The organism is Streptomyces sp. NPDC093225, from assembly GCF_044753805.1.
Taxonomy (GTDB): domain Bacteria; phylum Actinomycetota; class Actinomycetes; order Streptomycetales; family Streptomycetaceae; genus Streptomyces.
Map to the genome: position 1 here is coordinate 27876 of NZ_JBIVNX010000003.1, position 17093 is coordinate 44968.

Sequence of the window (17093 nt, forward strand, 5' to 3'; positions counted from 1 at the left end):
CTCGAGCTCCTGCAGGCCCAGCTCCAGGTCCTGCTCGGGGGCGACCGAGGTCTCGGCCTGCTGCGCGACGTTCTGCTCGCTCATCACGAACTCCTTTATGGGATAAGGGTTTTGGGGTGGGATGCGGGGCTGGATCAGGTGACGATCGTGGCCGAGATGACGGCCGCGGAGGCGGCGGAGGCGACACCGGCGGAGAAGCCGCCGATCGTCACCCAGCCCGGGGCCTCGAGGGTCTCGAGCTCCTGCAGGCCCAGCTCCAGGTCCTGCTCGGGGGCGACCGAGGTCTCGGCCTGCTGCGCGACGTTCTGCTCGCTCATCACGAACTCCTTGGGTGGGACGACGGGGTGGTACGGGACGTGGTACGGGACGTGGTGCGGGGGTGGTGCGCGGGGACGGCCCGGGCGCGGATCAGGTGGCGATCGCGGCGGAGGCGATGGCCGCACCGCTGATGGCCGTGCCGGCGGAGAAGCCGGTCCAGAAACCCGGGGCCTCGAGGGCCTCCAGCTCCTGCAGACCCAGCTCCAGGCCCTCCTCCGGGGCGGATGCGGTGACGGGGGTGTTCTTCTCGAACTGCTCGCTCATCGCGAACTCCTTCTTCTCGGAGGTTGGGGTGGAACCGGGGCCGCGGCGGCTGCCGGAGGCTCCGATCCGCGCCGTCACGCGGCGCGGAAGTCTGTGAGGGGGCGGGCGGGGGCGTGCTGCGCCGCCGGCCCGGTGCGGGGTGCGGCGGGGGCGTCGGACGCCGTGGCCGTGGTGGTGCTGGTGGTGCCGGTGGCGGTGCCGGTGGCGCAGGTCCGGACGAGCAGCGCCTCGACGTCGGCGGTCAGGAGTCCGCCGAGCATCGGCAGGCCGGCTCCCCAGGCCCGGGTGGTCTGCCGGGCGACGGCCGCCAGCCGTGCCGGGTCGGCGGCGACGTGGCGTCCGATCCGCCAGGCGTCGACGAGTGCGGCGATGCCGTCGGCCGGGTCGGCGGGCAGCCCGTACGGCAGGCCCTCGCGGATGCGCTGCCAGATGCGGTGCAGCCGCTCGGCCGAGCCGTAGCGCTCGTCCCCGTCGAGGACGGCCCGCCACAGGTGCGGCAGGAGGGCCGCGACGGCGGTCATCTTGCGGATGCCCAGCGCCGTGGAGAGCTCGTTGGCGATGATCCAGCCCTCGGTGGTGAAGGGGCTGCGGCCCAGGCGCATCCAGGGGGCGTGGGTCAGGCCGCTGAGCCGCGCGACGTCCAGCCGCAGCCCGGCGTCGAGGGGCCGCCCCGCCGCGCGGAGCTCCGCCACCCGGTGGCCGAGCCCGGCCAGTTGGGCCGCGGCCGCCTCGCAGAAGGCGTCCTCGACGGGCAGTTCCTTGTGGTCTCCCGCGTACGGGGTGACCGTCCGGAACAGGGCTTCCAGGACGCCCTCGGCCAGCAGCTCCGCCGGCAGGGTCTCGGTCGCCGCCGGGTCCAGCAGGGCGGCGTCCGGGGTCAGCGCCTCGGCGGAGACCAGGCGCTTGCCCTGGCGGTGCGGCATGCAGGCCACCCGGCTGAGCTCGGACCCGGGGCCGACGGTGGTGGGCACGGCCAGCAGGGGCCGCACCCGCCGGACCGCCTGGTCCAGGGCGAGCAGTCCGCACCGGGTGCGGGTGGTCAGGGCCTGTGCGGCCGCCGGGCTGTCCCCGGCGAGCAGGGCCAGCTTGGCGCGGTCGACGCAGGTCCCGCCGCCGATCGCGACGATCAGCTCGGAGCGTGCGGTACGGGCGGCCAGGTCCAGGATCTCGGTGGCGTCGCCGGGGCCCTCGGGGACCAGGCGGCGCACCAGGTGTCCGGCGCGGGCCAGTTCGTCCTCGACGAGCCCGGTGATCCGCGCGCCGGTGAGGGCGGGGTCGACGAGCACCGAGGCCCGCCCCACGGGTGCGTACGAGAGCCAGTCGGCCAGCCCTTCGGGGCCGAGCAGCAGACGGGTCCGACCGGACCAGGGCAGGTTCATCAGCGGGCCCCGGCCAGCGCGGGTGCGTCGTCCGTGTCCGGGGCCGGGCGGGCGGTGTCGTCCGCGGCCCCGGCCAGGTCGGCGGCGTGCGCCTCGATGCCGGCGACGACGCGTCGCAGCAGTTCGGCGAGGTCCTCGTCGCCGCAGGTCAGCGCGGGCAGCAGCTGGACGCCGTGGACCCCGGGGTGGACGATGGCGCCCGCCTCGCGGATCCGGCCCACCAGGCCCATGACCTCGGTCTGGGGCAGCGGCTCGCCGGTGGCGGTGACCACACGGATGGAGCGGAACAGCCCGACGCCGGTGGTGGCGCCGATCAGGGCGTGCCCGGAGACCAGCTGGGTGAGCTCGTCCTCGAGGCGTTCGGCCAGCCGGCGGCCGCGGGCCACCGCGTCCAGGCGGCGCATCTCGTCGATGGTGGCCAGGATCGCGGCGCAGGTGGCGGGGGTGCCGGCCTGCGTCTCGCCGTGCGTGAGCATCGCGTCGGCCTCCTCGAAGGCGTCGGCGACCGAGCGGGCGACGATCACGGCGGAGGCGGCGCAGGTGCCGTTGGTCAGGCCCTTGGAGGTGACCAGGAGGTCGGGGCGGCCGCTCCAGCGCTGCGAGGCGAACATGTCGCCGGTGCGGCCGAAGCCGGTGGCGACCTCGTCGGCCACGAGGAGGAAGCCGTACTCGTCGCGCAGGGCCAGGAGCGTGTCGACGTAGGTGTCGTCGAGGGGGACCGCGCCGCTGCCGAGGACCGGTTCGACGACGACCGCGGCGACCAGTTCGCCGTGGCGCTCGAGCAGTGCGCGGATCTCCGCGGGGTCGTTGGGGTGCACGTGGCGGACCAGGCGGCCGTCGACCCCGTACAGGGTCTGGCCGAGGTTCTCGCCGGTCAGGGAGAAGGAGCCGTACGTCAGGCCGTGGTAGCTGCCGCGCAGTCCGACGACCAGCTTGCGGGCGTGGTCCCCGCGCAGGGCGTGGTAGTGGCGGGCGGTCTTCATGACCAGGTCGTTGGCGGAGCCGCCGGAGGTGGAGAAGAGCACCCGGCCGTAGTGGTCGGCGCCGGCCAGGTCGACGAGGGCCTCGGCGGCCCGGCGGGCGTACGTGTGCTCGTACCGGAAGATGCTGAGGTAGGAGGCCTCGTGGAGGGCCTTGGCGACCGCCTCGGCGATGGCGGTGTTGCCGTGGCCGAGGTTGGCGTTCCACAACCCGCTGTCGCCGTCGAGGAGTTCGCGGCCGTCCTGGAAGCGGATGCGCATGCCGTCGGCGCCGACGGCGCACAGTTCGTCGCGGCCGTGCTGGGAGGGCGGGACCAGGCTGGTCCACAGGGCCTGGTAGCCCGCGTTCTCGGTGCGGTCCATCAGAGGGCCTCGGCTTCCAGCAGGACGTCGTGGTGGCGGCCGCCGCCGCTGTCGACGGGCGTGACGGAGCGGATGGCGAAGCCGGCCGCTTCGAGTTCGGCGATGAGCCGGTCGGCGGGCAGGACGCCGATGGTGGTGGTGCAGACGGTCACGGGGCCCTCGCCGGAGGTGTCGGCGGGCAGCACGGTGACGGTGCGGGTCTCGGCTCCCGGGGACCACTGTTCGTACATGACGTAGCCGCGGCCGCTCAGCCCGGTGACGGGGATCTCCGACTCGCCGGTGCCGTCGGCGGCGGGGTCGACGTGGACGGTGGTGAGCAGGAACCGGCCGCCGGGCGCGAGGTGTTCGCGGACGCAGCGGTAGAGGCCGGGACGGTCCTCCTCGCCGAGCAGGGAGATGGTGGTGGTGCCCAGGAGCACGAGGGGGTAGCGGCGGCCGAGGTCGAAGTCGCTCATGTCGGCCTCGACGGTGTCGCAGCGCTCGCGCACCGCGGCGGGGGCGAGGGCGATCCGGTCGCGGAGCAGGCCCAGCATGTCGGCGGAGAGCTCGAGCGCGGTGACGGTGCGGCCGGCGGCGAGCAGCGGGAAGGTGAGCCGTCCGGAGCCGGCGGCGAGGTCGAGGACCGGGCCCTCGAAGGGGGCCGCCGCGTCGAGGATCTCGCGCACCTCGTGGCCGGTGGTGCCGCAGATGTCGTGGTAGACGGGGCTGCCGTCGGCGTCGTACAGGTCGCAGATCCGGGCGCGGTCGCCGAGGGCGGCGATCGCCTCGCCGGCCCGGCCGGTGACCGGGGTGCCCGCGCGGGCGGGGCTGAGCAGGGTACTCATCGGGCGGGCTCCTTCTCGGAGGTGGTGCGATCGGTCGTGGGTTCGGGGTCGAGCGGCAGGCCGGCGGCGGCGAAGTAGTCGGCGACGGCGGCCACGGCTGCCGGGTCGGCGCACGCGGCGGCGGCGGTCCGGTCGCCCGTGGCCAGCAGGGCTTCGGCCGCCCGGGCGGAGCCGGGGGCGAGGGCGACGGCCCGGCCGGTGCGCGGGTCGTGGACCAGGCTCCGGGGGGCGTCGGCCGGGGCGGTCCCGGCGGTCAGCAGGAGGGGCAGGTGCGGGTCGTGGGCGTCGGCTGCGGTGCGTACGTCGGGTACGTCGCGCACCCCGGTGTCGGTGGCGGCGTCGGTCCCGGCCCCGTCGGGGCCGGCCGCGGGCAGCCGGCCGCCGAACCCGGAGACCCGGATCCCGCCGAAGCCACGGGCACGGGCCGCCCGGACGGCGTCGAGCGCCGCCAGGTACCGCCCCAGCCAGGGGCGTTCGGTGATACGGGGGTCGAGGGCGACGGTCCGCCAGGCACGGTCCAGGTCGGCAGGGGGGGTGCCGAGTCCGCCGAGCGGAGCGCCGCCCGGGTTGAGGTGGACCGTGCCGTCGGAGCCGACGTACAGCCGCAAGGCCGGACCGTCGCCCTCGACGGGGGCGCCGAGCTCGCGGTGGTCCGCGAGTTGCACGGCGGGGTGGGTGATGTGGTCGGGGAAGACGCCCTCCGCACGGGCCCGGTCGGCGTCGCCGAGGAACGCGTCGAGGTCGTCGGGACCGGTGACGCGGACCAGGACGGGTCCGAGGGGCGCGAGGGCCCGGGCCCGGGCGTAGGGCTGGGTCTGGAGGTAGAAGTCGGGGTGCAGGCCCGCCTCGGCGTCGGCCTCGGCGGACAGCTCGCCCTCGTAGGTGACGACGGTGACGCCGCTGCGGTCGGTGGTGGCGCCCGCTTCGGGGCCGGGGACGAGCACGGTGCTGCCCGGTCCGGTCAGGGGCGAGTCGAGGAGTCCGGGCAGGTGGGCGGCGTCGGCGAGGACGACGGTGGCGGTCGCGGGGGTCGCGGGGGCGGTGGCGCGGTGAGGTCCGGGCAGGGGACGCCCGGTCCCCCACTCGATCGCGCGGAGCGCGATTGTTGGCATGGACATGACTACCTCAGGGGTGCGCGGAAGCGTGTGGGGAGGACGGGGGAGGAGCAGGGGAGGAGCGGGGGAGGATCGGGGGCCTACGCGAGGCCGAGCGCGCCGAGCAGCTCCTTCAGCTCCTGGGACGCGGCCTGCGGTCCGTACAGCGAGGCCACGCCGGTGACGTTGAGGACGATCTCGTCGACCCCGGCGGCGGCGTACCCGGCGAGCTTCTCCGTCAGCTCGTCGGCCGTCCCGTACAGGAACGCGTCGCCCTTCACCAGGGCCAGCGCCTGCGAGGTCTCGTCGCCGTCGGCGAACTCGCCGTCCGGCAGCGGCACTCCGCCCTTGCGCAGCATGTCGCGGTAGTGCGCCAGGCGCAGGTGCGCGCCGTTGGAGGCGAGCGCCAGCCGGGCCGGGTCCCGGTCGTCGGCGGCCAGGGCGAGCGGCACGATCGCGGCCACCCGGGGGGCGGTCCGGTCGGCCTTCTCGGCCCCCGCGGCGAGCGCGGGGACGATCAGCTCGCTCAGGTAGCGGGCCGGGGTCAGCCAGGTGATGGCCACGTCGGCCAGCTCGCCGGCCACCTTCGCCATGCCGGGGCGCAGCACGCCCAGGCCGATCTCGACACCGGGCCCGGGCAGCGGCGCCAGCCGGCCCGCATGGTGCCAGTAGTCGCCCTCCATGACCTCGGGCGTCCCGGTCAGGGCCGCCCGCACCGCGGTCAGGTACTCGCGGGCGGCGGTCAGCGGGCTCTTGTACGGCTCGCCGCGCATCGCCCACTGCATCTCGCGGGACCCGGGTCCGAAGCCCGCGACCACCGACTCGCCGGTCACCAGTGACAGCGACTTGGCCTGCAGGGCCGCCTCGTACGGGTGGCGCATCGGCATCAGCGTCACGCCCAGTCCCGTCGGGATCCGGAAGCCGGCCCCCGCCGCGTGGGCGAAGCCCTGGTGGGGCTCGGTGAGCATGCCCTGGCCCTGCCAGAGGCGGTGGGCGCCCGTCCACTGGACGAGCCCGGCGTAGGGCAGCAGCTGTTCGGGCCGGCGGGGCACGAACGGGACGAGTACCGAGTAGCGGGTCATGGTGGCTGGTCTCCTGGTGGGCGGGCCGCGCCGTGGTCAGGGGCACGGCCCGGGGCGGGCCTCGGTCAGGGGCCCGGCCCCTGGGGTGATCGGCGGGGACGGCTCAGCAGCGGACCCTCAGCCCCACTCGTGGGTCTCCTTGACGCGGCGCAGGACGTCGGCGGCGGCGTCCGCGGCGGACTCGATCGCGTGGGTGACGCCGTCCACGGCGCCGGTGCCCGTGGCCACGCTCTGCGTCACCGCGACCGGCTGTCCGGCCGGGCGCTCGTCCGCGGTGGCGGCCTGGGCGGTGCCCGTGCCGCCGATGGCGAGGACGGCGCCGGCGAGCAGGGCGGCGGCGGTCAGGCGCAGGGACGTGCGGTTCATTTCTGTTCTCCCCCGTGGACTCTGGTGGAGCGGTTCCGACCGCTCCTTGCGAGAACAACTCTGCCGTCCGGCAAGGGCCGGATCGAGGCCGATCGCGTGCAGCATGCTGCGTACCGCCGTGCCGGATGTTGCGCGGCCCCGGGTGAACCGCGAGCCGTTCCCGGGCGGTTCCCGAGCGCCTCCCGCAGCCCCCCGCGAACGGCTCCCCACCTGCGGCGGAGGTGCGGCCAAGATCGGAACCGGGCAGTCCGGCCTTGTCGTCTCCGAGTGACACGAGGTAGTTCTTGGGGTCAAGACCGAGTAAAGAAGAGTGGCCCGGCGGGGGAAGCAATGGCGCAACCGAACCTGGAGTTCCTCGGAGTCCCACGGGAGGACGAGGAGCTCTACCGACTGCTGCTGCGTACGGGGGAGGCCGGACCGGCCCAACTCGCGCTGTGCCAGGCGCGGATGGAGGAGGCGAAGGCACCGGCGGAGGTCGCCGGAACGGCCCCGGACGAGCCCGGCCGGCCCGACCGGCCGGAACCGCGGACCGCCGAGACGGCCGCGGCCTGCCGCAGGATCGCCGAACTGGGCCTGGCCACCGAGACGCCGGGCGGGGCACTGCGCCCCGTCCCGCCGGCCAAGGCGGTGGAACGGCTGGTCGAGCGCCGAGTGGTGCGACTGCGGGACGAGTTGGAGGCGGCGGTGGCCGCCAGCGGCGTCGTGGACTCCCTGCTCGCGGACCGGGACGCGGCCTCGGCGACGGTCCTCGCGGACCGGGGCGGCTCCCCCATCCAGCACCTGGAGGGGATGGACGAAGTACGGGCGGCCATCGACGAGCTGACGTTCTTCACCCGCACCGAGTCGATGACGACCAACCCGCCCGGGGTCCTGTCCGCCCAGGGCATCGCCAACTCCCGCGCCATGGACCTGCGCGTGCTGCGGCGCGGCATCCGGATGCGGACCCTCATGGGCGCGGGGGCCCTGGACGACCCGCCGACGCTGGCGTACCTGCGGGAACTGGTGGAGAAGGGGGCGGAGATACGCATCTCCCACCAGCCCGTGGAGCGCATGATCATCTGTGACCGGAGCGCGGCCCTCACCCCGATCGACCCGACGCACACGGCGCGGGGCGCGATCCTCACCCGCGAGCCGGGCCTGGTGGCCGCGCTGGTCTCGCTGTTCGAGCGCATGTGGGACACCGCGCAGGAACTGCCGGCGACCGGCGGCGGCGACAGCGCCTCGGAGGGCTGGCTCCCCAGCGGCATCGAGCGGAAGATCCTGGAGTCGCTGTACGCGGCCGACAAGGACGAGAGCGGCGCCCGTGACCTGGGGATCTCGGTCCGTACGTACCGCAAGCACGTGGCCGCGCTCATGCAGCGGCTGGACGCCACGAACCGCTTCCAGGCCGCCCTGCTGGCCCGCGAGCGCGGCTGGCTCTGAGCGGGGCCGGCTCTGAGCGGGGCCGTGAACGGCCGTGAGGGGCGCGGCCCGCTCGGCCCGCGCCCCTCACCGCACGCCGAGCACTACTGGCCGCGGGCGCGGCGCACGGAGGCCCCGACCAGGCCGGCGCTGACGAGGACGGCGAGGCCCAGGCCGATGGAGAGCGCGGTGCGCGCGGCACCGTCGAAGACGGTCGTGCCCACGCCGAGGCCGAGGGCCAGCAGGGCGGCGACCAGCGCGGGGCCGTAGCCCTGGGCGCGGTTCTGGGGCTCGGATGCGGACATGAGGATCTCCCGTGGATCGGTCGGTGGAGGTGTGGGGGGGTGGCGATCGCCCCTGTTCACCGTCCCACCCCCGCGGGGGCGGGACCGGCCGTTCCACTTGCAGCTTCGTGCAGCCTGCGCTGCAGCATGCTGCAGCGCAGGCGGTGCGCAACCGGTCGGAAACCGGCACGAGGCCGGCCCGGAGCCGCCCGGATCCCCCGGAGCCGCCCGGATCCGGTCAGAGCCTGCCGAGGAAGGCCGCGAGGTTGCCGCGGGTCCGCTCGACCTGCTGCTCGACGGTCAGCGACTCCTCGAACCGCCCGCCCGGCTCGGGCAGCTTCTCGCCCCGCACGTACAGCGAGCACGCCAGGTCGGTGCAGATGTAGAGCCCGACGGAGTTGCCCTCGCGCCCCTCCTTGCCGGACTTGCGCGCGGTCATCAGCGACACCCCCGAGCCCGGGTGGACCGTCAGGCACACCGAGCACATGCTGCGGTGCAGGAAACCGCGCTTGACGGCGGGGAAGCGCAGGGCGACGCCCACGAGCCGGCCGTCGTCGAGGTCCGCCACGAGGTAGCTGCGGTCCGGGGCCGACAGGTCCCGCCAGCCGAGGAAGTCCAGGTGCGCCCAAGGGCGTTCGTCGAGGTCCCGGGGCATCGGGAGGCGCTGGGCCTCTCCCTTGGTGCAGTTGACGAAGGATCCGCGGATGTCGTTCTCGGTCAGGGTGCGCATGCCGACGACGGTACGTATTCCTAGAGCCCCTAGGCAACGGATTAAATACCCAAGGCGACAACCGGCCACACCAAGGAAGATCGCCCCGACGGGACCGCCCGGGTCCCCCGACACCCCTCCAGGAGGCGCCGCATGACCAGCGGCACGACCACACGCACCGCCCCCGGCACGACGGCACGCCCCACCGCCGCGGAAGGGAGCCGCACATGGCCCGCGCGGGACTGACCGCCGACCGGGTGGTGGCCGCGGCCGCCGAGCTGGCCGACTCCGTGGGCCTCGACGCGGTCACCCTCTCCGCCCTCGCCCGCGGCTTCGGCGTCAAGGACGCCAGCCTCTACTCGCACGTCAGCAACCTCCGGGACCTGCGCAGCCGGCTCGCGGTGCGCTCCGCCGCCGAGTTCAGCGACCGGCTCGGCACCGCCCTGGCCGGGCGCTCCGGCAAGGCGGCGCTGGCCGGCTTCGCCGAGGCCTACCGCGCGTACGCCGTCGGGCACCCGGGCCGCTACGCGGCCACCCAGCTCGAGCTGCCGCCGGAGACCCTCGCCGCCTCGCCCGGCCACCTGCGGCTGGTGGAGTACACGTACGCGCTGCTGCGCTCGTACGACCTCGACGAGCCCGACCGGACCGACGCCGTGCGCCTGCTGCGCAGCACCTTCCACGGCTTCGCGGCACTGGAGGCGGCCGCCGCCTTCCGGGCCGAGCGGGACCTCGACGCCTCCTGGAACCGGATGATCGACGCGCTCGACACGCTGCTCGCCGGCTGGCCGGCGGCCTCCGCATCCCCCAGGGTGGCCCCATGAGCAGCACCGAGGGGATCCGCGTCGCCCGGATCTACGACCCGCCCGGCCCCGACGACGGCACCCGCGTCCTGGTCGACCGGCTCTGGCCGCGCGGCATCGCGAAGGCGGACGCACGGGTGGACTCCTGGCCCAAGGCCCTCACCCCGTCCAACGACCTGCGCCGCTGGTACCACGCCGGCGGGGGCTCGTACGAGGAGTTCGCCGACCGGTACGCGGCCGAGCTCGCCGCCCCCGAGGCCGCCGCGGCCCTCGCGGAGCTCCGCGGGCTCGTCTCGGGCGGTCCCGTCACGCTGGTGACGGCGGTCAAGGACCCGGCGCACAGCCACGTTTCGGTCCTGCTGGAGCACCTGTAGCCCGTACGGGCCACCCGCCCGGAAAAAGCCGACGGCCCGACCGGAGTGATCCGGTCGGGCCGTCCGAGCACGCGGTTCGGGGCGCCGCCGAGGCGGGCCCGTCCGAGTAGGCCATGTCGGACTCGAACCGACAACCAATGGATTAAAAGTCCACTGCTCTGCCAATTGAGCTAATGGCCCACGGCGTGCTCCCCCCTGAGCATAGCCGGACACCGCCGGAGAGCCGATCGACTATCGACGGTGGCCGGCCGCGGCGTGTGGCCCGGGGCGCCCCGGAGGGCCGTCAGCCGATGCGGAGGTACTGCTTCCACTGGGTGGTGGCCCAGCGCTTCGGGGTGAAGTGGCCCTTTCCGTCGGAGTTGTAGACGTACGCCGCGCCGGCCGGGGTCCGGACGACGAGGTCCTGGCGGCCGTCCGCGTCCATGTCACCGCTGCCGACGATGCTGTTGTACGCGTTCCAGCCCGTGCCGACCTTCACCCGCGCGCGCAGGCCACCGGCGCCGTTGCCGGCGTGCAGCCACAGCACGCCGGCGCGGTCACGCGCGACCAGGTCGGCGCGGCCGTCACCGTCGTAGTCGCTCCGGCCGGCCAAGGCGGTGTACTGCTGGTAGCCCGAGCCGACCCGGGTGCGGACCGACAGCTTGCCGCCCGCCGTGCCGTGGTGGAGCCACAGCACGCCCGCGGAGTCGCGGCCGAGCAGGTCGCCGATGCCGTCGCCGGAGAGGTCGCGGACGGCGAGGAGGGTGTTGTAGATGCCGAAGTTCCGGCCCAGCAGCACCTTGGGGTCCGAGTCCAGGTCCGCGATCGTCGGACGGTCGAACCGGTACAGGTCGCCGTTGGTCCGCCGGGCGAGCAGGTCCCCAGTGCCGTCCCCGTCCGCGTCGCCCATGGCCGTGAGCAGCGGGTACGCGACGTCGTGGTCGGCCGCGTTGGCCGTGTGGTCCCCCGCGGTGCAGTCCCGGGTCAGCTGCGGCGTGGCGGCGCAGAAGTCGAGGTACGCCTCGGGCTCGCGCTCGCGCGCCACCACGCTGCCGGTCCGGTCGAAGGACGCGTTCGGCTCCATGTCGCGCGACCACTCCACGAGCTGGGGCCGGTACGCGCGCACGGACGTGTAGAGCCGGACGTTGTGCGCGGCGCACCCGGTGGCCCCCGTGGCCGACAGGCCGATCACCTTGCCGGCCGCCATGAGGGCGCCGCCCGCGTCACCGACGCAGCGCTCGGTCCGGGGCACCAGCGGCGCGCCGGGCGCGGGGGCGGTGCACAGCGAACCGGAGGGCAGCGGACGGCCCAGCAGGACGGCGCAGTCGGCGGCCGAGCGCACCACGACCTGCTCGGAGTGCGGCGTGCGGGTCTCCGTGGGCGTCGCGGCGGTCCAGGAGAGGAAGGTCGCCCTGGCGCCCGCCGCGTACAGGGCGTTGTCGGCGGCGGCGGCCAGGACGGGCCGCTGGACCTGCGCGCGGCCGGCGTGGGCCACGGCGAAGTCGGCGCGGCCGGTGGCGGCGTCGTACTGGGCTGCGAGGCGGTAGCGGGGGCCGTTGGAGCCCCCTCCGCCGCCGTCCGGGTTGTACGTCGTGAGGAAGTCCTTCACGCCGCGGCCGGTGAAGCAGTCGGCGGCGGTGGCCGCCCGCAGCGGGCCCAGCAGGACCGCCGTGCACCCCTTGACCAGGCCGGTGCCCTCCTTCTCGGCCCGGATCGGGACCAGCCAGGACGGGATCGCCGGGCCGGCGGCGGCCGCCGCGGCGCCCGCCGGGACGGTGGCTCCCGACAGCAGGCCGGCGACCAGGGCCGCGGTGGCGGAGGTGGCGGCGGCCAGGCGCCGCAGCCGCGCGCTGTGGGGTCCGGCGTCGGTGTACGTGTGGTTCATCGGTCTGGATCCCCCCGGATCAGGAAAGCGTCTTGTACGCGGCGAACCCGGTGGCGGTCCGGGTGGTCGCGGCGAGGTTGGCGGTGCTGGTGCCGGTGTTGAGGAGCACCGAGCCGGGCTCGGCGCCGGCGCGCAGCAGGTGGTGGCCGGTGGGCGCGTCGGGCGTCCCGGTCACGGAGACCGAACCGGTTCCCCGGTCTCGGCACGGCTCCGCTGGCCGGATCGTAACAGTGGCCCCATCAGCCACAACAACCGATTCCGCCTGCACAAACGACCAGGGCCCGTACGACACCGAAGTGTCGTACGGGCCCTGGTTCTTCAGGCTCTACTGGGCGTCAGGCGCAGTGCCCGTCAGCCGTTCCGCTTCCAGCGGGGCTTGTCGTCACGGCGGCCGCCGAAGGAACCGGAGGAGCCGGAGGGACGGTGGTCGTCGCGGCGACCGAACGGGCGGTCGGAGCCGCCGGCGCGGTAGCCCGGACGGTCGTCGCGGCGCTCGCGGTTGAACGGGCGGTCGGAGCCGCCGCGGTGGTCGCGGCGCTCGAAGCCACCGCGCTCGCCACCGCGGTCGTCACGGCGGAAGCCACCGCGGTCGCCGCCGCGGTCGTCACGACGCTCGAACCCACCGCGCTCGCCACCACGGTCGTCACGGCGGAAGCCACCGGACGGACGGTCGCCACGGTCGTCACGACGGAAGCCACCGGCGGGACGGTCACCGCGGAAGCCACCGCGGTCGCCACGGTCGTCACGGCGCTCGAAGCCACCGCGGTCACCGCGGTCGTCACGGCGGAAGCCACCACGGTCGCCGCCGCGGTCGTCACGACGCTCGAACCCACCGCGCTCGCCACCCCGGTCGTCACGGCGGAAGCCACCGGACGGACGGTCACCCCGGTCGTCACGACGGAAGCCGCCCGACGGACGGTCACCGCGGTCGTCGCGACGGAAGCCGCCACGGTCGTCACGGCGCTCGAAGCCACCGCGGTCACCGCGGTCGTCACGGCGGAAGCCACCACGGTCGCCACCACGGTCGTCACGACGGTCGCGGCGCTCGAAGTTGCCCCGCTCGTCGCGCTGGGCGCGCTCCGCACGGGCCTCGGCGGCGGCGGCCTCGGCGACCGCCTCGGCCAGCTCGGTCTCGGCCGCCTCGGCGACCGCGGCCACCGCGGCCTCCGGGTCCTCGCCGCGCTCGCGGGCGGCGCGGGCGATCAGGCGCTCGGCCTCCTCGCGCAGCTCGCCGGCGCGCTTGGTGAGGCGCTCCAGCTTGCGGGTCAGCTCGGCGACCTCGCGCTCGGCCTGCTTGGCGGAGTTGTTCGCGGAGTCGGCCTGGACCTCGGTCAGGGACCGGGCACCGGTGATCTCGGCGACCTCGGGGTCGAAGGCGCCGGCACCGCCGACGATGTGGCGCGAGGCGTCCACGCCCGCGTCCTCCATCAGACGGAAGATCTGGCGGCGCTGGTGCGGCAGGGCCAGGGAGACCACGACGCCGGAGCGGCCGGCGCGCGCGGTGCGGCCGGAGCGGTGCAGGTAGTCCTTGTGGTCACCGGCCGGGTCCACGTTCAGGACCAGGTCGATGCCGTCGACGTGGATGCCGCGGGCGGCGACGTCGGTGGCGACGAGGACGTTGACGTAACCGTCCTTGAAGTCGGCCAGGGTCCGGGTACGGGCGCCCTGGGTCATGCCGCCGTGCAGCGCGTCCGCCTTCACGCCGGACTCGCGCAGCTGCTCGGCTACGCGGTCGGCGCCCAGCTGGGTGCGGACGAAGATGATGGTGCGGCCCTTGCGGGCGGCGATGGCGGCGGTGACCGGGGCCTTGTCCTTCGGCTTCACGACGAGGACGTGGTGCGTCATGGTCGTGACGGCACCGGCGGAGGGGTCGACCTCGTGCGTGACCGGGTTCACCAGGTAGCGCTTGACCAGGCTGTCGATCTCGTTCTCCAGGGTGGCGGAGAAGAGCAGGCGCTGGCCACCGGCCGGAACCTGGTCGAGCAGCTCGGTGACCTCGGGCAGGAAGCCCAGGTCCGCCATCTGGTCGGCCTCGTCGAGGACCGCGATCTTGACCTGCTCGAGGGAGCAGGCGCCGCGGTTGATGATGTCGCGCAGTCGGCCCGGGGTGGCGACGAGGATGTCGACACCGCGCTCGAGGGCGTAGATCTGGTTGCCCATGGACGTACCGCCGCAGACGACCTTCATCTTCAGGCCGAGCACGTCGCCGTACGGCTGGAGGGCGTCCGCGACCTGCATCGCGAGCTCGCGGGTCGGGGTCAGGATGACGCCGCGGGGCTTCTTCTTGTCGGTGTGGCCGCCGGCCAGCGTGGCCAGCAGCGGCAGACCGAAGGAGAGGGTCTTGCCGGAGCCGGTGCGGCCGCGGCCGAGGATGTCCTTGCCCGCCAGCGCGTCCGGGATGGTCGCGGCCTGGATCGGGAACGGGGTGGTGACGCCGTTCTGGGCCAGCTTGCGCACGACGCCCTCGGGCAGACCGAGGTCGCCGAAGGTGATGCCGGGCTCGTCGTCCTGGCCGTCCTCGTCCTCGACGTCGGACTCGTCGTCCATGGCGTAGTCGAGCTCGTCGGACTCGTAGCCACCGTCGGCCTCGGCGTCCTCGATCGCCACATCGGCGACCTGGGCCTCAAGCGCCTCGATGGTCTCGTCGATCACGACGGTCTCGACAGCCTCGACGGAGTCGTTCTCGGGCATGACGGAGCGGTCGGAACTGGAAATGGACATGCGAATGCGAAAACCTTCCGGAGTCTCGGCACGCGCCCAAACTCCGTGAATCGCAAATTCGACCGCCTTCATGCGGTCAGCCACGGCAAGGGAGAGTACGCGCCACGCGGCGCTCTTCGGGTTCGGCGCCGGGCAATGGGATCAAACGATCTATAACCATACGCACCTCACCCCCGCCCTGGCAACTCGATCGGCCGAAGAAAGCCCCCGAGAGACCACCGTCACACCGCTACACGGGCCCCGCCTGCGGCGATGCCGAGGGCTCGGCCAGCGGCACCGGGTGCTCCGCGGCCGCCTGCGGCTGCGCCTCGGACGAGGGCGGCGGCGAGCTGGGCTCCGTGGTGGGCGGGTCCACCGGGGTCGGGCTGGGGGGCTGGGTCTCCGGGGGCTGCGTGGGCCCGCCGTCACCGCCGCCCGCCCCGCCCCCGGCGTCGCCGCCGCCGGGTTCCGGCTCCTGCGGGCCCGTGCCCGGACCCGGGGCGGCCGGGCCGGAGGGAGTGGCGCCGACGGTGGGGCGTGCGCCGGGGGCGCCCGGGGTGGGGGTGGCGCCCGCGCCGGGCTTGCCGGCCGCGCCCGGCCCGGCGTCCTGCGCGGCCTCGGCCACGTCCGCGCCACGGCCGCCGGCGTGCCCCCGGCCGGCGTGCCCGCGGCCCGTACCGCCGTCCGGCTCCGCCGCGGCCCCGCGCTGCCCGGCCGACGGCGACGGCGCGGGCCGGCCTGCGTCGTCGCTCACACTCATGCAACCCGCGGACGCGGCCACCGCGAGCGCGGCGACGGCCAGTCGGACGGGAGCGGACATCTGGCGCACGGCGCACCTCCGGCAGCGGGGGCAGACGGGTCAATGTGCCCAACTCCCGTCACCCCCCGAGGGACACGCGTCCGGTGACATGCGCTGGTCTCGCATACCCGCCCGAACGAACACGGCCACCGTGACCGACCCCCGGCGCCCGGCCGCGCGCACCCGTGTCCGGCAAGCGCCCGGTCAGCGCCCGAACCCCCGTGCCCGCCCCGACGCCCGTCCCGCCGCGCGACCCCCGGACCACCGCCGCGGGGCCCGCTACAGCAGCTGCTGCGCCAGCTCCGACCCCACGTGCACGGCGCCCAGCCCGACCAGCACCGACCCCGCCACGTTCGCCACCGCCAGGAAGTGCCAGCCCCGTTCGGCCAGGCGCAGGGTCTCGTACGAGAAGGTCGAGTACGTCGTGAGCGCCCCGCACAGCCCGGTCCCCACCAGCGCCTGCGAGGCACTCCCGGAGTCGCCGGCCAGCACGGCACCGGTCAGCACCCCGAGCACCACGGAGCCCGCGGCGTTGACCGTGAACGTCCCCCACGGGAACACCGAGTCGTGCCGGGACTGCACCGAACGGTCCGTCAGGTACCGCAACGGGGCGCCGACCGCGGCCCCGAGGGCCACCAGCAGCCAGTTCACCGACCGCCCTCCCCCTGCGGCGCACCGGCCAGCCGGGCCACCAGCGCCCGCGCGACCGAGGCGGCCAGCCACACCGCCCCGAGCGCCCCCGCGAGCGTCCCCGCCGCGTACGCCAGCGCCGTGCCGGCCGCACCGCGGTCCAGCAGCCGCGAGACGTCCACCGCGTACGTCGAGAAGGTGGTGAACCCGCCCAACACCCCGACCCCGAGGAACGGCCGCACCAGCGGGTGCGCACGGCGCCCGCCCTCGCTGATCAGCACCATCAGCACCCCGATCAGCGCGCACCCCACGACGTTGATCGCGAAGGTCGCCCACGGGAAGTCCCCGGGCCCGGCCGGGAACGCCAGTACGAGCCCGTACCGCGCCAGCGCCCCGAGCACCCCGCCCGCCGACACCGCGGCCAGCACCGGCCCCTGCCGCTCGGCGCGCTGCGCCGGTACGTGCAGGTCGACGTCGGGGTCGATCGCCTCCGCGCCCGGGACCGGCCGGGTCACCCGTACCCCAGGGCGTGCAGCCGCTCGTCGTCGATGCCGAAGTGGTGGGCGATCTCGTGCACCACCGTGATCTCGGTCTCCTCGACGACGTCCTCCCGCGTCGCGCAGATCCGCAGCGTGGGGTTGCGGTAGATCGTGATGCGGTCGGGCAGCACCCCCGCGTACCACTCGCCGCGGTCGGTCAGCGGAGTCCCCTCGTACAGCCCGAGCAGCTCCGGGTCCGCCGCCGGCGGCTCGTCCTCGACGAAGACCGCGACGTTGTCCATCAACCGGGTCAGCTCCGGCGGGATCCGGTCCAGGGCCTCCGCCACGAGCTCCTCGAACTCCTCGCGCGTCATCTCCAGCAC

Annotated in this window: 20 protein-coding genes and 1 tRNA gene; 3 read left to right on the forward strand and 18 right to left on the reverse strand. The window is 74.9% G+C overall.

Annotated features, from left to right (window positions below; all coding sequences use genetic code 11):
• Positions 1–134: 134 nt before the first annotated feature.
• The 8 genes from ACIQCH_RS04095 to ACIQCH_RS04130 form a co-directional block, all read right to left on the reverse strand.
• A complete protein-coding gene (locus tag ACIQCH_RS04095) occupies positions 135–317 on the reverse strand; it encodes a daptide-type RiPP (RefSeq protein ID WP_402577707.1) in 183 nt (60 codons plus the stop codon).
• 91 nt (positions 318–408) lie between these two features.
• Positions 409–582, reverse strand: a complete 174-nt coding sequence (locus ACIQCH_RS04100) for a daptide-type RiPP (protein WP_158939143.1) — start codon at positions 580–582, stop codon at positions 409–411.
• Positions 583–656: 74 nt separating this feature from the next.
• Positions 657–1961, reverse strand: coding sequence for a daptide-type RiPP biosynthesis dehydogenase (gene mpaC, locus ACIQCH_RS04105; protein ID WP_402577710.1), 1305 nt, complete (start codon positions 1959–1961; stop codon positions 657–659).
• A complete protein-coding gene (gene mpaD / locus ACIQCH_RS04110; protein ID WP_402577712.1) occupies positions 1961–3304 on the reverse strand; it encodes a daptide-type RiPP biosynthesis aminotransferase in 1344 nt (447 codons plus the stop codon). Before mpaD ends, mpaC begins: the two co-directional genes overlap by 1 nt.
• Positions 3304–4128, reverse strand: a complete 825-nt coding sequence (gene mpaM, locus ACIQCH_RS04115) for a daptide-type RiPP biosynthesis methyltransferase (RefSeq protein WP_402577714.1) — start codon at positions 4126–4128, stop codon at positions 3304–3306. Before mpaM ends, mpaD begins: the two co-directional genes overlap by 1 nt.
• Positions 4125–5246, reverse strand: coding sequence for a daptide biosynthesis RiPP recognition protein (mpaB, locus tag ACIQCH_RS04120; protein WP_402577716.1), 1122 nt, complete (start codon positions 5244–5246; stop codon positions 4125–4127). Before mpaB ends, mpaM begins: the two co-directional genes overlap by 4 nt.
• Positions 5247–5323: 77 nt before the next feature.
• Positions 5324–6304, reverse strand: a complete 981-nt coding sequence (locus ACIQCH_RS04125) for an LLM class flavin-dependent oxidoreductase (RefSeq protein WP_402577718.1) — start codon at positions 6302–6304, stop codon at positions 5324–5326.
• Positions 6305–6421: 117 nt separating this feature from the next.
• Positions 6422–6670 (reverse strand): hypothetical protein, encoded by a 249-nt coding sequence (locus ACIQCH_RS04130; RefSeq protein ID WP_402577720.1) that lies wholly within the window; start codon positions 6668–6670, stop codon positions 6422–6424.
• A 330-nt stretch (positions 6671–7000) separates the two neighbouring features.
• Here ACIQCH_RS04130 and ACIQCH_RS04135 point away from each other — a divergent pair, with 330 nt between their 5' ends.
• The gene (locus ACIQCH_RS04135) at positions 7001–8092 is read left to right on the forward strand and encodes a LuxR C-terminal-related transcriptional regulator (RefSeq protein ID WP_402577722.1); all 1092 of its coding nucleotides are present in this window, start codon (positions 7001–7003) and stop codon (positions 8090–8092) included.
• A gap of 83 nt (positions 8093–8175) precedes the next feature.
• On the opposite strand, the gene ACIQCH_RS04140 is transcribed toward ACIQCH_RS04135, so the two are convergent.
• Both ACIQCH_RS04140 and ACIQCH_RS04145 read right to left on the reverse strand, forming a co-directional pair.
• The gene (locus ACIQCH_RS04140; RefSeq protein WP_402577724.1) at positions 8176–8376 is read right to left on the reverse strand and encodes a hypothetical protein; all 201 of its coding nucleotides are present in this window, start codon (positions 8374–8376) and stop codon (positions 8176–8178) included.
• Positions 8377–8593: 217 nt separating this feature from the next.
• The gene (locus ACIQCH_RS04145) at positions 8594–9085 is read right to left on the reverse strand and encodes an FBP domain-containing protein (protein ID WP_402577726.1); all 492 of its coding nucleotides are present in this window, start codon (positions 9083–9085) and stop codon (positions 8594–8596) included.
• A gap of 206 nt (positions 9086–9291) precedes the next feature.
• Between ACIQCH_RS04145 and ACIQCH_RS04150 the strand changes: the two genes are divergently transcribed.
• Together ACIQCH_RS04150 and ACIQCH_RS04155 are read left to right on the forward strand one after the other, a co-directional pair.
• Positions 9292–9885 carry a TetR/AcrR family transcriptional regulator gene (locus tag ACIQCH_RS04150; protein ID WP_402577728.1) on the forward strand — a complete coding sequence of 198 codons (594 nt, stop codon included), beginning with the start codon at positions 9292–9294 and terminating at the stop codon, positions 9883–9885.
• Entirely contained in the window at positions 9882–10238 is a 357-nt protein-coding gene (locus tag ACIQCH_RS04155; protein WP_402577730.1) for a DUF488 domain-containing protein, read from the forward strand. The genes ACIQCH_RS04150 and ACIQCH_RS04155 overlap by 4 nt, the downstream gene beginning before the upstream one ends.
• A 107-nt stretch (positions 10239–10345) precedes the next feature.
• Here ACIQCH_RS04155 and ACIQCH_RS04160 read toward each other — a convergent pair.
• From ACIQCH_RS04160 to ACIQCH_RS04195, 8 genes are all read right to left on the reverse strand, one after another.
• Positions 10346–10418: transfer RNA gene (locus ACIQCH_RS04160), tRNA-Lys, on the reverse strand.
• A 103-nt stretch (positions 10419–10521) separates the two neighbouring features.
• Entirely contained in the window at positions 10522–12102 is a 1581-nt protein-coding gene (locus ACIQCH_RS04165) for an FG-GAP-like repeat-containing protein (RefSeq protein ID WP_402577732.1), read from the reverse strand.
• 19 nt (positions 12103–12121) lie between these two features.
• Complete coding sequence (locus tag ACIQCH_RS04170) at positions 12122–12277, reverse strand: hypothetical protein (protein WP_402577734.1); 156 nt, start codon at positions 12275–12277, stop codon at positions 12122–12124.
• A gap of 176 nt (positions 12278–12453) precedes the next feature.
• Positions 12454–14823 (reverse strand): DEAD/DEAH box helicase, encoded by a 2370-nt coding sequence (locus ACIQCH_RS04175; RefSeq protein WP_402577736.1) that lies wholly within the window; start codon positions 14821–14823, stop codon positions 12454–12456.
• A 229-nt stretch (positions 14824–15052) separates the two neighbouring features.
• Positions 15053–15622: a hypothetical protein gene (locus tag ACIQCH_RS04180; RefSeq protein ID WP_402577738.1), complete on the reverse strand. Its 570-nt coding sequence runs from the start codon at positions 15620–15622 to the stop codon at positions 15053–15055.
• A 258-nt stretch (positions 15623–15880) separates the two neighbouring features.
• Positions 15881–16252, reverse strand: a complete 372-nt coding sequence (crcB, locus tag ACIQCH_RS04185; RefSeq protein ID WP_402577740.1) for a fluoride efflux transporter CrcB — start codon at positions 16250–16252, stop codon at positions 15881–15883.
• A complete protein-coding gene (crcB, locus tag ACIQCH_RS04190) occupies positions 16249–16746 on the reverse strand; it encodes a fluoride efflux transporter CrcB (RefSeq protein ID WP_402577742.1) in 498 nt (165 codons plus the stop codon). The genes crcB (ACIQCH_RS04185) and crcB (ACIQCH_RS04190) overlap by 4 nt, the downstream gene beginning before the upstream one ends.
• The gene (locus ACIQCH_RS04195) at positions 16743–17093 is read right to left on the reverse strand and encodes a metallopeptidase family protein (protein ID WP_402577744.1); all 351 of its coding nucleotides are present in this window, start codon (positions 17091–17093) and stop codon (positions 16743–16745) included. Before ACIQCH_RS04195 ends, crcB (ACIQCH_RS04190) begins: the two co-directional genes overlap by 4 nt.